Origin of the sequence: uncultured Selenomonas sp. (assembly GCF_963528755.1) — a bacterium.
GTDB lineage: Bacteria > Bacillota > Negativicutes > Selenomonadales > Selenomonadaceae > Selenomonas.
In genome coordinates, this window is record NZ_CAURXA010000002.1 from 33,176 (window position 1) to 47,450 (window position 14,275).

The window sequence follows — 14,275 nt, forward strand, 5'->3', positions numbered from 1 at the left end:
ACAGATTCAGCGAGAGCTCCCTTCGTGAATCAGCCGAAGAGAAAGAACGCCACGGCCAGCGCCGCCGCCATGCTCAGGAAGATGACGAGGACGGCACGTACGGCATCGTAGAAATCGTACGCGCCCTTTTCCGTCGCCAGATACTGCCTGATGGCACGCGCATAGCCGAGGAGGCGCTTCATTCGCGCACCTGTCCTTCGCCGTAGATCAGATACTTCATCGAAGTCAGCTCCAGAAGTCCCATGGGGCCGCGCGCGTGCAGCTTCTGCGTGCTGATGCCGATCTCCGCGCCGAAGCCGAACTCGCCGCCGTCCGTGAAGCGCGTCGAGGCATTGACGTAGACCGCCGCCGCGTCGACTTCCGCCTGAAAGCGATGCGCATGTTTGACGTCGTTCGTGACGATCGTCTCCGAATGCCCCGTATTGTAGCGGTTGATGTGTGCGATGGCTTCTCCCAGATCACGCACGACCTTGACGGAGAGGATGAGATCGCCGTACTCCGTCGACCAATCCTCCTCCTGCGCCTCCCTGAACGAAGTGCAGACGGCACGCGCCTTTTCACAGCCACGCAGCTCGACGCCCGCCTCTTCCATCGCCCGCACGAGGCGCGGCAGAAATTCCTCAGCGATACTTTCGTGCACGAGCAGCGTCTCCATCGCATTGCAGACCGACGGGCGCGAAACCTTCGCATTCAGAGCGATCTTCTCCGCCATGGCAAGATCGGCGCTCTCGTCGACGAAGGTGTGGCAGACGCCGCATCCCGTCTCAATGACAGGCACCGTGCTGTTTTGCACCACAGCGCGGATAAGTCCCGCACCGCCGCGCGGAATCACGACATCCAAGAGGCCGTCGAGGTGCAGCATCGACTCGACCCCCTGCCGGTCGGTCGAGTCGATGAAGCCGATCGCACCCGCAGGCACTCCCGCCTCCTGCGCCGCCTGCGCGAGAAGCGACGCGATCGCCGTATTCGAGCGGATCGCGTCTGCGCCGCCGCGCAGCAGCACGGCGTTGCCCGACTTCAGGCAAAGCCCAGCCGCATCTGATGTCACATTGGGACGCGCCTCGTAGATGATGCCGACGACCCCGAGCGGCACGCGCACGCGACGGATTTCGAGGCCATTGGGGCGCACCGTCGAGAAGTCGCCGCGCCCGACGGGATCGGCAAGAGCCGCTGTCTCGCGCAGGCCCTGCGCCATCGCGTGAATGCGGCTCTCATCAAGCATAAGGCGGTCGAGGTAGGAGCGCTTGATCGCCTTCTTCATGCGCGCCTCTTCAAGATCTTCGGCATTCGCATCCAAGATAAGCTTCGCGCGCTTTTCGAGCATATCCGCCATGGCATAAAGCGCCCTGTTCTTGTCCTCAGGCTTCATGACTGCCAGAAGTCTCGATGCCTCCTTCGCCGCCTGTGCCTTTTCCCTGACCAACGCCTCAATGTCCATGATGAACCCCTCCCAATACTGCAGCCCCACCGCTATGCAGGCCTTCAGACCATCAGAACCATATTGTCGCGGTGGATGACCTCCTCGTGGATCTCGCCCTCGATAAGTCCTGCAAAATCACGACTCTTGCGCCCTGCAATTGTCTCGATCTGCTGCGCACTATAATTGACGATGCCGCGCGCAATCTCCTGCTGTCGCGCCGACAGCACGCGCACCGTCGTGCCCGCCGCGAAGCCGCCATCGACGGCGACGATGCCCGCTGCCAGAAGGCTTGAGCCATGCGTGCGCATTGCCTCCTCGCACCCCTCGTCGACGATGACGTCACCCGCGATGCGCTTGCCGAAGGCAAGCCAGCTCTTTCTGACCCGAAGATGCGAATCCTTCGCAGGGAACACCGTGCCCACAGACTCACCCGCAAGGACAGCGGAAATCACGTCATCCTTCGCACTCGGAGCGATGACAAACGTCGCGCCCGCATTCACGGCGATCTTCGCCGCCTCGATCTTCGTCGCCATGCCGCCCGTGCCGAAGGAAGAGCCGGCACCGCCCGCCATGCGCTCAATCTCTGGGGTGATCTCCGCGACCTCAGGAATCAATCGTGCTGTCTTGTCTTCCTGCGGATTTGCCGTGTAAAGCCCGTCAATATCCGAAAGAATGAGCAAGGCGTCGGCGTCGATAAGCGTCGCGACCGTCGCCGACAGCGTGTCATTGTCGCCGATCTTGATCTCGTCGACGGCGACGACATCGTTCTCGTTGATGACGGGCACGGCGCCCATGGCAAGAAGCTCCAGGAGCGCGTTGCGCGAATTGGCGTACTGGTGGTGACGCGCGGCATTCTCCTTCGTCAGGAGCACCTGCGCCGCCGTCTGTCCGTAGTCGGCAAAAAACTTTTTATAAAGCGTCATGAGGCTCGACTGCCCGATGGCCGCCAAGGCCTGGCGTGCGGGAATCTCCGCCGGCTTCTTCTGCAGGCCGATGCTGTCCATGCCGATGGCGATGGCGCCCGAGCTCACGAGAACCATCTCGCGCCCCGCGTTCTTGAGGTCGGCAATCTCGCGCACGAGGCGATCCATGCGCCGAAAGTCAGGCTTTCCCGAAGTGCGCACGAGCGTGCTCGTACCGACCTTGACGACGATGCGCTTCGCCTCGCGCAGACGTTCGCGTGCATTCATACATCATGCCTCCCTCGAAGAACCGCTGATACGTTCAGCCGCCTGTCTTCACACATTTGCGCTTCCCTTTTTACCGCTACTCGCGGTACTCGAACTCCATATCGCCGATATGAACCGTCATGCCTTCCTTGATGCCGCGCTCCTTCAAGAGCGCGTCGATCTTCTTCATGCGCCATATATACTGGAAGCGGCGCACCGCCTCGTCGTTGCCGAAGTTCGTCATGGCGACGAGTTTTTCCAACGCCTTGTTCGAGACGATGAAATCGGCGCGGTCGTTGCGCGTGATCGTCACGGCGTCCTCCTCTGCCGTTTCAAAGGACGCATCGTAGACGCGCACCTCTTCCGCCTTCTCCTGCGGCTCTTCCTTCAAGGTTTCGAGCGTCTCGCCCACATAGTCGATGAGTTCCTTCAAGCCTTGATGCGCGACCGCTGAAACGGCGAAGATGCGAATGCCCTCCTTCTTTGCGAGGGCTTCCAGACGAGGCAGATTCTCAGCCGCTTCGGGCAAGTCCATCTTGTTAGCGACGAGGATCTGCGTGCGCGAGGCGATCTTCTCACTGTACTTCTTGAGCTCCGCATTGATGCGGTAGTAATCCTCGACAGGATCGCGCCCCTCGATGCCGGAAGCATCGACAAGATGCAGGATGAGACGCGTGCGCTCGACATGGCGCAGGAAGTCGTGCCCGAGGCCCGCACCGTCCGCCGCGCCCTCGATGAGTCCCGGGATGTCCGCAATGACGAAATTCTTCTCGTAGTCCGTCTGCACAACGCCGAGCACGGGCACGAGCGTCGTGAAGTGGTAAGCGGCAACCTCGGGACGCGCCGCCGAAACCGCCGTGATGAGGCTCGACTTGCCGACGCTCGGATAGCCGACGAGTCCGACATCGGCGAGCAGCTTGAGCTCCAACAGAAGCTCCTTGCTCTCTCCCGGTTCGCCAAGCTCCGCAAACGTTGGCGCACGGTTCGCCGGATTGGAGAAGCGTGCATTGCCGCGCCCGCCACGCCCCGCCTTCGCAATGACGGCCTCTTGACCGACCTCCGTGAGATCGGCGAGCACCGCGCCCGTCGCCGCATCCTTGACGAGCGTTCCCGGCGGCACCTTGATGTAGCACGGTTCGGCGTTCGCGCCCGTCATATTCTTGATGTCCCCGTTGCCGCCGTCCTTGCCCTTGAACTTCCGATGATAGCGGAAATCGAGCAAGGTGTTCATATTGCGGTCGACGACGAAGACGATATCCGCACCGCGGCCGCCGTCACCGCCCGAAGGACCGCCCTTGGGAATGAACTTCTCGCGGCGGAACGCCGACTTTCCCTTGCCGCCGTCCCCTGCCTTCACGCTGATCTTCGCGCGATCGATAAACTGCATCGCTGCCTCCTTTCAAGAATGCCCTCGACGTCGTCCCTGCGCCCTTGATGCACATGCCTCAGCGCCGCAAAACCTGCGGCGCTGGAGCATGAGCGCCAAGCGCCCCAATCCTCAGATAGAAAAAGATACCTGCGTCGCAAAAGGCGCAGGTACTCTTTCTTGCAACATATTTAAGGAAGCGCCAATAAACTCAGCACCTCCTTAAGCCTTAAGCCGTCGGATAAACGCTGACCTGGCGGTTGTAGCGACCCTTGCGCTCAAAAGCGACCTTGCCCGCCACCTTGGCGAAAAGCGTATCGTCCTTGCCGATGCCCACGTTGTGACCCGGATGGAAATGCGTGCCGCGCTGACGCACGAGAATGCTGCCCGCCGTCACCACCGTGCCCGCGTGCTCCTTTACGCCGAGGCGCTTGGACTCGCTGTCACGGCCGTTGCGCGTGCTGCTCACGCCCTTCTTATGCGCGAAAAGCTGCAAATCAAACTTAAACATGGATCTCACCTCTCTTTGTATGAAATCTTTACGGCGTCGGGCTCGATCTTTTCGATCTCCTCCAACCCCAGCCGCATTGTTTCCAACACAGCTTCGGTGAAATCGTCGGGCGCTTCCTTGAGCTTCAGGAAAAAGTCCCCGCTCGCGACACGATAGCTTACCTCGCGATGCAGATGCTTTCCTATGCCGAGAAGAGCTGTCTGCACGATGGAGGAAACTCCCGCACAGACGATGTCGGCGCCATATTCGCCGTTGTGCCCCTTGACCCGGCAGCCCGATATTTTCCCGTCTTGACGCTCGATCTCGATCTCGATCATCAAGCTTCAATCTTTTCGATAACGACCTTCGTGAAAGGCTGACGATGGCCCTGACGACGACGGTAGTTCGACTTCGCCTTGTACTTGAAGACGAGAATCTTCTTGTCCTTGCCCTGCGCCTGAACCTTGCCCGTCACCTTCGCGCCCTCGACGAGCGGACGGCCAACCTTGACGGTATCACCGTCAACAACCGTCAGAACCTCATCGAACGTCACGCCCTCGCCCTCTTCAGCGCTGAGCTTCTCGATGCGGATGACATCGCCCTCGGCAACGCGATACTGCTTGCCTCCGGTCTTGATAATAGCGTACATGAAAACACCTCCCTGCGTGTTACTCGCCGACTACGGTACGGCAAAGCCGTTTCAAAACCTCGCCGAGCGGTTGAAAAATGCTGCGTGAAAGACGCACACATTTACCGTAAGATAATATCATAGGAGACGGGAAAAGTCAAACGCTTTAGATGACCAAATCCCTAGGGAGATTTATTGGGAAATTTACAACAAGCAAAAAGATGCCGCCTGTTGCAAAAAACATGCAGCAAACGACACCTTGCAACGACGGACTTCATCTATACTTCTTATATTTCTGCTCCAATTCCTGCTGCTTCTTAATCGTGGCAATCTGCGTCTCCAAAGCAGCAATCTGGCTCTTGTACTCCGCCTCGGTCTTCGTATTTCCTCCGCTGATGACACTTCCTTTCTTAGCTGCAGCAAGTTTGCGACGCAGCCCTTGAATGCGATCACGAAGGATATCGATCTGTGCATCAAAATAACTTCTGCCGCTCCGTTCATTGGCTCCCGTCAGATACGGAACTTCCGCATCACTCTTATCGAACAGCTCGTCAGCAAATTCACTCAGTCTGCGATCCTTTATCCAATGGAGACTATTCTCCCAGAAGAAGTCCTTCACTGAACGATGATTCTCATACGTATCGGTCAAACCGCGATCATAGCGGAATTCATTCCAAAAATCAAGCGCTGTCTTTCCCTCTTCTAAAGAGTCATACCCCCCTTTGCTCGCGCTTACACTCGGCGGTTGACCCACTGTGTTGTAAAGCCATCTTCTATGCTCTACAGAATCAATCAGCCCTCCTTTTGTGCCGCGCATCATCACCTGCCAATCGGCTTCCAACTGCTTATCTCCTGTTTGCAAGACAGCTTCATGAAGTTCATCAAACGTTGCATACTTCCCACGGACGGCATCTTCCCAGATATCGATATGCTCCTGATGCTTCGCCATAAACTGAAACGTGGTATTTCCCATTTTACAAAGCTTATCGCCAAAATAGCGATAAATTGCCAGACTACCATTGCCACCACGCGTTGTAACCGTGACGCCCGTATCCCGGCGCATCTTATCGGCAAATTCAAACATATCTTCATCGTAGACATCGAATTTCCGATAGGCTTTCTCCCAACGATACGCCTCTGCCGCCGCCATCAACTCGTCGACATCCTTCTGGCTTTTCGTGCCCCCCTGACCCATCATCTTGCTGTAGGCGCTCGAAAGCTGAAAATCATCCCAAAATTCCCGTGCATAGGAAAGATTCTTCGCATACTCATCATGTCCAGCGTAGTGAGCAAACGAACGATGACAAATATACGATTCATGGAGAATATAGTCATCCGCCAAAGCAGTGCGATAATACGTCTGTTGTGCCTGCCCATAGACACGATTAGCGACAGCAAGAGCATCATCAAATGTATCGTAGAGCTTGTCCCAACCAAGCTCTACCGTGCAGGCAGGAGTTTTCTGATGTGTTGAACGCACGCTGGCGCGCAGGCGCGGATCGTCCGCGACCCAGTATGAGGTTTTTCCCGTCTGCATATTACAAGACCAGCGAACTCGTGTATATGCCTGTTTCCATGCCCCCACATCAAAGCAAGTCATGTCAATTCCCTCCCTGGCAATCAAACCCTTTCGTCTTTTTTATCGAATAATCTCTTTTTTCTTAAACACACCTATTATTATAAGCCGAGAAACGGAAAATACTGGAAGGCGCTGACAAGTTCAGCACCCATCTTCGCACATCCGCGCTGTCCTCTCGTCGTCAACAGCTCCTTGATATAGCCCCTCGTCCGCAATGCAGCGCACCACGTCAAAAGCCCTTCCGCCGATGCGGAAGGGCTTTTGCCATGCTGTTTATCGCAAAAAATCAATCGCGTCCGAACTTGTCCTTCAGGATAACGTCGTGCGAGCCGCCCTCGACGATGCTCGTCGAGGATACGAGCGTGATCTTCGCTTTGTCGCGCAGTTCACTGAGGTTGAGCGCACCGCAGTTGCACATCGTCGAGCGGATCTTGCTCAGCGAGATGTGGATGTTGTCGCGCAGGGAACCGGCATAGGGAACGTAAGAGTCGACGCCCTCTTCAAACGACAGCTTGCGGTCGCCGCCGAGGTCGTAGCGCTGCCAGTTGCGCGCGCGGTTCGAGCCTTCGCCCCAATATTCCTTGTAGTAGGTGCCGTTGACCTTGACCTTGTCCGTCGGGCTCTCGTCGAAGCGCGAGAAGTAGCGGCCGAGCATCATGAAGTCCGCGCCCATCGCCAGGGCGAGCGTCATGTGGTAGTCGTGCACAATGCCGCCGTCCGAGCAGACGGGGATGTAGACGCCCGTCTCCTTGAAATATTCGTCACGCGCGCGGCAGACGTCGATGACCGCCGTAGCTTGACCGCGGCCGATCCCCTTCGTCTCGCGCGTGATGCAGATCGAGCCGCCGCCAATGCCAACCTTGACGAAGTCCGCGCCCGCGTCCGCGAGGAAGCGGAAGCCTTCGCCGTCAACGACGTTGCCCGCACCGACCTTGACATCCTCGCCGAACTCCTTATGGATGTACTCAAGCGTCTTCTTCTGCCACTCCGAATATCCCTCGGAAGAGTCGATGCAAAGGACGTCCGCGCCCGCCTCAAGGAGCGCCGGCACGCGCTCGGTATAGTCGCGCGTGTTGATGCCCGCGCCGACGATGTAGCGCTTGCGCTCGTCGATCAGCTCAAGCTCATTCTCCTTGTTGTCCGTATAGTCCTTGCGGAACACCATGTAGCGCAGACGCTGGTTCTCGTCAATGAGCGGCAGCATGTTGAGCTTGTGCTCCCAGATGAGATCGTTCGCCTGCGGCAGCGTGAGATTCGCATCCGCGTAAATGAGGCGTTCGAACGGCGTCATGAAATCCTTGACGGGCGTGTCGAAGCTCATGCGCGTCACGCGGTAGTCGCGGCTCGTGACAATGCCGACGAGCTTGCCGTTCGGCGTGCCGTCCTCCGTGACCGCCATCGTCGAATGTCCCGTCGCGTCCTTGAGCGCCAAGACCTCGCCGAGCGTCGTCGTCGGCTTGATGTTCGAATCGCTGCTCACGAATCCTGACTTGTAGTTCTTGACGCGCGAGATCATCGCCGCTTCCTGTTCGGGCGTCTGCGAACCGTAAATGAAGGAAACGCCGCCCTCGCGCGCCAAAGCGATCGCCATCGTGTCGTTCGATACCGCCTGCATGATCGCCGAGGTCATCGGAATGTTCATCTTGATTTTCGGCTCTTCTCCGCGACGGAACTTCACGAGCGGCGTCTGAAGCGAGACATTCGCCGGAACGCACTGCTCCGAGGAGTACCCGGGCACGAGCAAGTATTCACCAAAGGTATGCGACGGCTCTGTGAAATAATATGCCATTTTAACCCCTCATTTCTTCTAGCATCATTCGACCGTGACGGACTTCGCGAGGTTGCGCGGCTTGTCCACATCGCAGCCGCGCGTGATAGCGGCGAAGTAGGCGAGCAGCTGCAGCGGCACGACCGTCAAGAGAGGAATCAGAAGTTCATCCGTCTCGGGCACATGGATGACGTGATCGACGTACTTTTCGAGTTCCGTATCGCCCTCGGCGGCGATGCCGATGACAACGGCGTCACGCGCCTTGACTTCCTTGATGTTCGACAAGGTCTTCTCGTAGACGCTCTTCTGCGTCGCGAGCGCGATGACGGGCACGCCCTCGACGATGAGCGCGAGCGTGCCGTGCTTGAGCTCGCCCGCCGCATAGGCCTCAGCGTGAATGTAGGAAATCTCCTTGAGCTTCAGCGAGCCTTCAAGCGCCACATGATAGTCGAGACCGCGTCCAATGAAGAAGACGTCCTCGTTGAAGCCGTACTGCTTCGCAAAGGTCTTGATCGGCTCGACGTCGCTCAGCGTCTCGCTGATCTGCGCGGGAATCTTCGTAAGTCCCTCGATCAAAGCCTCGCTGCGCTCCTTCGCGAGCGTTCCCTTGAGGTCTGCCATGTAGACGGCGAGCATGAACATCAAGATGAGCTGCGTCGTATACGCCTTCGTCGAGGCAACAGCGATCTCCGGTCCCGCCCAAGTGTAAAGCACCTGCGCGGCCTCACGCGCGATGGACGAGCCGACGACGTTCGTGACGGCGAGGCTCTTCGCGCCCAGACGCTTGGCTTCCTTCAAAGCGGCAAGCGTGTCGCTCGTCTCGCCCGACTGGCTGACGACAATCATCAAGGTGTTCTCGTCGATAATCGGCGAGCGGTAGCGGAATTCCGATGCAACGTCAACCTCGACGGGGATGCGTGCGAGCTTCTCGATGTAGTACTTGCCGACAAGACCCGCATGATACGCTGTGCCGCAGGCAACGATGTAAACCTTATTGAACGAGTCGAGGAATTCGCGGCTCCAGCGCAGTTCATCCATGACGATATGCTTGCCGTCCTTGGAGATGCGCGGCGACATCGTGTCGCGTACGGCCTTCGGCTGCTCGTGAATCTCCTTGAGCATGAAGTGCTCGTAGCCGCCCTTTTCCGCCGCCTCGGCATTCCAGTTGACCTCGAAGACCTTCTTCGTCACAACTTCGCCGCGGCGATTCGTGATATGCACGCCGTCCGCCTTGACGACCGCCATCTCACCGTCATTGACGATGTAGGTGCGCCGCGTGCGCGCGATGATCGCGGGGATGTCGGACGCGATGAAATTCTCCCCTTCGCCGAGACCGATGACAAGCGGATTATCCTGCTTCGTGCAGATCAGGCGATCGGGATGCTCGCGCGACATGAATACGAGAGCGTAAGAGCCTTCGATGCGCGAAAGCACCTCGCGCACCGAGGCCTCGAAGTCGCCGTTGTAGACCTCCTCCAACAGGTGTGCGACGACCTCTGTATCCGTCTCCGACTTGAAGGAATGACCTTTTTCAATCAAATCTTCCTTCAGCGACATATAGTTTTCGATGATGCCGTTGTGCACAACGGCAAAATTGCCCGCGCAGTCCGTATGCGGATGTGCGTTGCTGTCCGACGGACGTCCATGCGTCGCCCAACGCGTATGACCGATGCCAATATGACCTGCCGGCTCATTTCCTTCGATGATTCGCTTGAGTTCAGCAAGACGACCCACGCATTTTTCCACGCGGATCTTCGCGTCATTCAAGACGGCGATGCCCGACGAATCATAGCCGCGATACTCAAGCTTCGTCAGCCCCTCGATGAGAAACGGCGTCGCCTGACGCTTGCCGACATAACCAACGATTCCACACATAGGCAAAAACCTCCCAAGTTTCCGGCAGGCAAACCGCCTGCCATTCCATATTCATTTCTGTTCCTGCCCATCTTATGAACTGCCTTGTCCCCCTCGTCACCAAGGGGCTTTGCAGCTTTTTACGACCGATGCAGCCGAGAGGCATCCGCTGAATGTTCGACAACCTCTTCCTCGTCCCCTTGCAGTACGCTCCTGCAAGGTCTCGCGCTAAGGCATGCGCCTTTTCCCGTTCTCCCATGCTCCTTCCCATCACCGCAGCCGACAGGCAGACCGCTCATATTCAGCGCATGAAAGCATTTTTTCCATGCACCGCATGATGTATATTTTTGCTATTTTAGTTTATCTTCCCTGATTTGTCAATAGGATTCACGCGCCCTCTTTCGCCGCTCGTGGTGCACCGTTTCTATAGGAATCACTGATAAATTCAGCCACCCATCTTCGCAAATCTGGGCGACCTCGTTTTATCAACGCTTCCTTTACATTTCATGAGGAACGTAGACAAAACATCTGCCTCCCTTTATAATAGAAGAAAGTCGCAGCTTGTCTGCGCCTTGGTTCATCAACTACAGCAAAGGAGCTGATCTCTTGAACAATCCCATGTTATCCAAAGTGAGCAGAGCAACGGACGCCGTCTTTTCGGGCGAAGCCGCAAGCTACAGCGGCATCGCCATAAAGAGCACGGGGCTTGTCCTCATCGTCGCGGCATCTGCCGTCATCACTTGGCTCACGGGCTATGCAACGCCGACGACGACGATGGTCACCGCCGTCATGGGGCTTATCACGGCCTTGATCGTTTCCTTCAAGCCCGGCACGGCAGGGCTTCTCGCGCCGCTCTATGCGATCCTTGAGGGCATGTGCCTCGCGTGCCTGTCCGTGACGGTCGCGTTCATCTCGCCGAGCATACTCGTCAATGCCGTCATGCTGACCTTCGGCATCGCCATCGCCGCCGGACTCGTCTACGCGCGCGGCCTCGTGACGGTCAACTCGAAGTTCATGCGTATCACGATGATCGCTCTGACGGGCGTCGTCCTCACGTACATCGCGGAAATGGTGCTCGGCTTCTTCGGCATCCACTTCCCCATGCTGCACGACGGTGGCATCGTCGCCATCGCCATCGAACTCGTCATCATCGGCGTCGCGACGCTGTGCCTCTTCATGGACTACGAGCTCATCAACCGCAGCGTGCAGGAAGGTCTGCCGAAAGACTACGAATGGTACTGCGCCTTCTCGCTGCTCGTGACGCTTATCTGGCTCTACGTTGAGATTCTCGATTTGCTGCGTATGCTGTCGGGAAGAGACTGAAATCAAAGCCTTGCACCAAAAGATGCCCAATTTGAATTGAAAAACATCATCAACCATCGGCGATGCAATAAAAATCCCGCGCACCTCAAAAGTGCGCGGGATTTTTATTGCCGTTTGCTGATTTTCCATCAGCGCCGAAAATCGCCGCTCTTGCCGCCGCTCTTGGCGTCTAGGTGCAGCGCGGTGATTTCCATGCGCTTGTCGAGCGCCTTGCACATGTCGTAGATCGTCAAGAGCGCGACGCTCACAGCGTGTAGCGCTTCCATCTCGACGCCCGTGACGCCGCGCGTCTTGACCTCGGCACGCGCTTCGACCGCAGATGCTTCGGGCAGAAGCCCAAAGTCGATGCTCACGCGCGTCAGCGGCAGCGGATGGCACAGCGGGATCGCGTCGCTCGTCTTCTTCGCCGCCATGATGCCGGCGATGCGCGCGACGCCGAGGACGTCGCCCTTCTTTGCCGTTCCGCTCCCAATCGCCTCGTAGACGGCGGGGCTTACGAGGATGCGGCCGCTCGCACGCGCGATGCGTTCCGTTTCCTTCTTTTCGCTGACATCGACCATGTGCGCGTTGCCCGCCGCATCAAAATGCGTCAATTCGTTTACCATGAAACGCACCTCATCCTAGCAACGGATTCCCGAACCCTTGCGGTCGTAGAAGTACCATGTGATGACGATGGTGCTGACCGTGAACGCGATGAGGATGTAGAAGGCGGGAGCGACGACGCCGTAGTTCGCGTAGGCGAAGCCGAAGAGCTTCGGGATGAAGAACGCGCCGTAGGCTCCGATCGCCGCCGTGAAGCCCGTGACGAGCGAGGAGTGGAACGGATTGTTGAAGATGTAAGGAATCATGCGGAAGGAAGCGCCGTTGATGAAACCCGTCGTCAAGAAGAGCAGCAGGAATGCGCCGAAGAACACAGGGAAGCGATGCGCCTCCACGCCGAAGAGCACGAGGAAGCTCGCGCCGAGCATGACGAAGAGCGAGATGAGCGTGACGCGCGAACCGCTGTTCATCTTGTCTGCCAGAAGACCGCCGACGGGACGGATGCCCGCGCCGATGAAGGGGCCGAGGAAAGCGGCGTAAGAAAAGGGCATCTCGGGGAACTCCTTCGCGACGAGCAGTCCGAGCGCCGCCGAAAAGCCAATGAAGGAGCCGAAGCCGCAGGTGTAGATCCAGCACATGAGCCACGTATGCTTGTTGCCGAAGATGGACATCATGCTCTTGGGGCTTTGCTTCGGCAGCGGCAGGTTGTCCATGAAGAGCCAGACGAGGACGAGCGTCAGCGCCGTCGGAATCGTCCAGAAGTAGCAGACATTCTGCACATACATCATGCCGTCAGGACCCGGCACGCCCTCGCCGAAGAACGAGGAGAGATTCCAGCCCAAGAGGATCGGCGTCGTCAGATAGATGAGCGATACGCCGAGGTTGCCGATGCCCGCATTGATGCCGAGCGCGAATCCCTTGTTCGCCTTGGGGAAGAAGAAGCCGATATTCGCCATCGAAGCGGAGAAGTTTGCGCCCGCGATGCCGATGAAAGACACGAGAAGGACGAACGTCTCATACGACGTTGTGGGATCCTGCAGAGCGCGACCCAAGCCGAAGAGCGGCAGCAGAAGAAGCGCCGTCGTGATGAAAGTGGAGTTCCTGCCGCCAATCAGCCCCGGCAGATACGTGTAAAACAGGCGTCCCGTCGCGCCGACAAGACCGGGCAGCGCCGCGAGCGTGAAAATCTGATCGTCCGAGAAGTTGAAGCCGATAAACTTGAGCTTCGCCGCGATCGTCGCCCAGAGCGTCCACGCAACGAAGCTCAGGACGAGCGCCCAAGTCGAGGTGTAGAGATTCTGCGTCGCGATACGCTTGCCATACTTCTCCCAAAAGCCCGCGTCCTCGGGATTCCAGCATGCAAGGATCTCCTTGCGCGATGGATTGGGACCGAGATTCTTCCATGCCATTTCATCAGCCATTGATTCAACACTCCTCATGAAAACAACTTAAATCTTCTTGCAACGAAAGCCTGCGAATGAGCCGATCGTCATGATGTCGACCTCGCCGTACATCGCCTGAAGCCTTTCCCGCAGGCTCTCCTCCGTCTCGTAGGGCGGCGAGAAGAAGCCGCGCCGCTCGCAGAACTGCTTGACGAAAAAATCGGTGCGCCGGCTCTTGCCGCGCACATACATCGAGCCGGAAAATATGCCGCCGCGCTTTAGGACGCGCTCCGTCTCGCGGTACGCCTTCTCCTTCTCGGGAAACGCGTGAAAGCCGTTGACGGACAATACGAAATCAAAAGTTTCATCCGCATACTGCAAATCGCCGACATCGCCGAGCGCAAAGTCTGTCGCGCCGAGAGAAAAGTTCGCCGCGTGCTTTTTCGCCGCCTCCAGCATCGTCTCCGAAGCGTCGAGGCAGGTGATCTGCGCCTCCTTCATCTTCTCATAATGCGGAAACGACAGCACGCCCGTGCCGACGGGAACTTCGAGCAGCCTGCCGCGAAAATCTGCGGGGAGTCCGCGATACGCCATCGCCAGAAACTCCGGATAGGAGGCGAAGCCCCAGAGCCAGCGGATGGCAAAGCGCCCCGCCCAACTCGTATTCGTCATCATGCCGTCGTATAGGCGCGCGATATTGCCGAGCTGGCGATACGCGCGCTGCACCTTGCGCTCTTTCTTTTCGATATCATTCAT

14 protein-coding genes are annotated in these 14,275 nt (G+C 57.8%); 1 reads left to right on the forward strand and 13 read right to left on the reverse strand.

Annotated features, from left to right (window positions below; all coding sequences use genetic code 11):
- Positions 1-29 precede the first annotated feature (29 nt).
- The 10 genes from RWS31_RS02305 to glmS all read right to left on the reverse strand — a co-directional run bounded on the left by RWS31_RS02305 (position 30) and on the right by glmS (position 10,295).
- Positions 30-182 carry a hypothetical protein gene (locus RWS31_RS02305; protein WP_009646818.1) on the reverse strand — a complete coding sequence of 51 codons (153 nt, stop codon included), beginning with the start codon at positions 180-182 and terminating at the stop codon, positions 30-32.
- Entirely contained in the window at positions 179-1,438 is a 1,260-nt protein-coding gene (locus RWS31_RS02310) for a glutamate-5-semialdehyde dehydrogenase (RefSeq protein WP_314595768.1), read from the reverse strand. The genes RWS31_RS02305 and RWS31_RS02310 overlap by 4 nt, the downstream gene beginning before the upstream one ends.
- 44 nt (positions 1,439-1,482) lie before the next feature.
- On the reverse strand, positions 1,483-2,610 hold the full coding sequence (gene proB / locus RWS31_RS02315; RefSeq protein WP_314595770.1) for a glutamate 5-kinase: 1,128 nt from the start codon (positions 2,608-2,610) through the stop codon (positions 1,483-1,485).
- A 76-nt stretch (positions 2,611-2,686) separates the two neighbouring features.
- The gene (gene obgE / locus RWS31_RS02320) at positions 2,687-3,976 is read right to left on the reverse strand and encodes a GTPase ObgE (protein WP_294175520.1); all 1,290 of its coding nucleotides are present in this window, start codon (positions 3,974-3,976) and stop codon (positions 2,687-2,689) included.
- A gap of 208 nt (positions 3,977-4,184) precedes the next feature.
- Positions 4,185-4,466, reverse strand: a complete 282-nt coding sequence (gene rpmA, locus RWS31_RS02325; protein WP_006193088.1) for a 50S ribosomal protein L27 — start codon at positions 4,464-4,466, stop codon at positions 4,185-4,187.
- Positions 4,467-4,471: 5 nt separating this feature from the next.
- The gene (locus tag RWS31_RS02330; protein ID WP_006193089.1) at positions 4,472-4,783 is read right to left on the reverse strand and encodes a ribosomal-processing cysteine protease Prp; all 312 of its coding nucleotides are present in this window, start codon (positions 4,781-4,783) and stop codon (positions 4,472-4,474) included.
- Entirely contained in the window at positions 4,783-5,094 is a 312-nt protein-coding gene (gene rplU, locus RWS31_RS02335) for a 50S ribosomal protein L21 (protein ID WP_009646866.1), read from the reverse strand. The genes RWS31_RS02330 and rplU overlap by 1 nt, the downstream gene beginning before the upstream one ends.
- 253 nt (positions 5,095-5,347) lie before the next feature.
- Entirely contained in the window at positions 5,348-6,673 is a 1,326-nt protein-coding gene (locus tag RWS31_RS02340; RefSeq protein WP_314595772.1) for a hypothetical protein, read from the reverse strand.
- Between the two features lie 265 nt (positions 6,674-6,938).
- Positions 6,939-8,441, reverse strand: coding sequence for an IMP dehydrogenase (locus RWS31_RS02345; protein ID WP_314595774.1), 1,503 nt, complete (start codon positions 8,439-8,441; stop codon positions 6,939-6,941).
- Positions 8,442-8,465: 24 nt separating this feature from the next.
- Entirely contained in the window at positions 8,466-10,295 is a 1,830-nt protein-coding gene (glmS, locus tag RWS31_RS02350) for a glutamine--fructose-6-phosphate transaminase (isomerizing) (RefSeq protein ID WP_314595777.1), read from the reverse strand.
- A gap of 585 nt (positions 10,296-10,880) precedes the next feature.
- Here glmS and RWS31_RS02355 point away from each other — a divergent pair.
- Complete coding sequence (locus RWS31_RS02355) at positions 10,881-11,597, forward strand: Bax inhibitor-1/YccA family protein (protein WP_314595779.1); 717 nt, start codon at positions 10,881-10,883, stop codon at positions 11,595-11,597.
- A 128-nt stretch (positions 11,598-11,725) separates the two neighbouring features.
- Here the strand turns inward: RWS31_RS02355 and moaC are convergent, their stop codons facing one another.
- The 3 genes from moaC to RWS31_RS02370 are packed head-to-tail and all read right to left on the reverse strand — an operon-like array spanning position 11,726 to position 14,275.
- The gene (moaC, locus tag RWS31_RS02360; protein ID WP_314595782.1) at positions 11,726-12,202 is read right to left on the reverse strand and encodes a cyclic pyranopterin monophosphate synthase MoaC; all 477 of its coding nucleotides are present in this window, start codon (positions 12,200-12,202) and stop codon (positions 11,726-11,728) included.
- Positions 12,203-12,217: 15 nt separating this feature from the next.
- Positions 12,218-13,558 (reverse strand): MFS transporter, encoded by a 1,341-nt coding sequence (locus RWS31_RS02365; protein ID WP_294175525.1) that lies wholly within the window; start codon positions 13,556-13,558, stop codon positions 12,218-12,220.
- A 27-nt stretch (positions 13,559-13,585) separates the two neighbouring features.
- Positions 13,586-14,275, reverse strand: coding sequence for a class I SAM-dependent methyltransferase (locus RWS31_RS02370; RefSeq protein WP_314595784.1), 690 nt, complete (start codon positions 14,273-14,275; stop codon positions 13,586-13,588).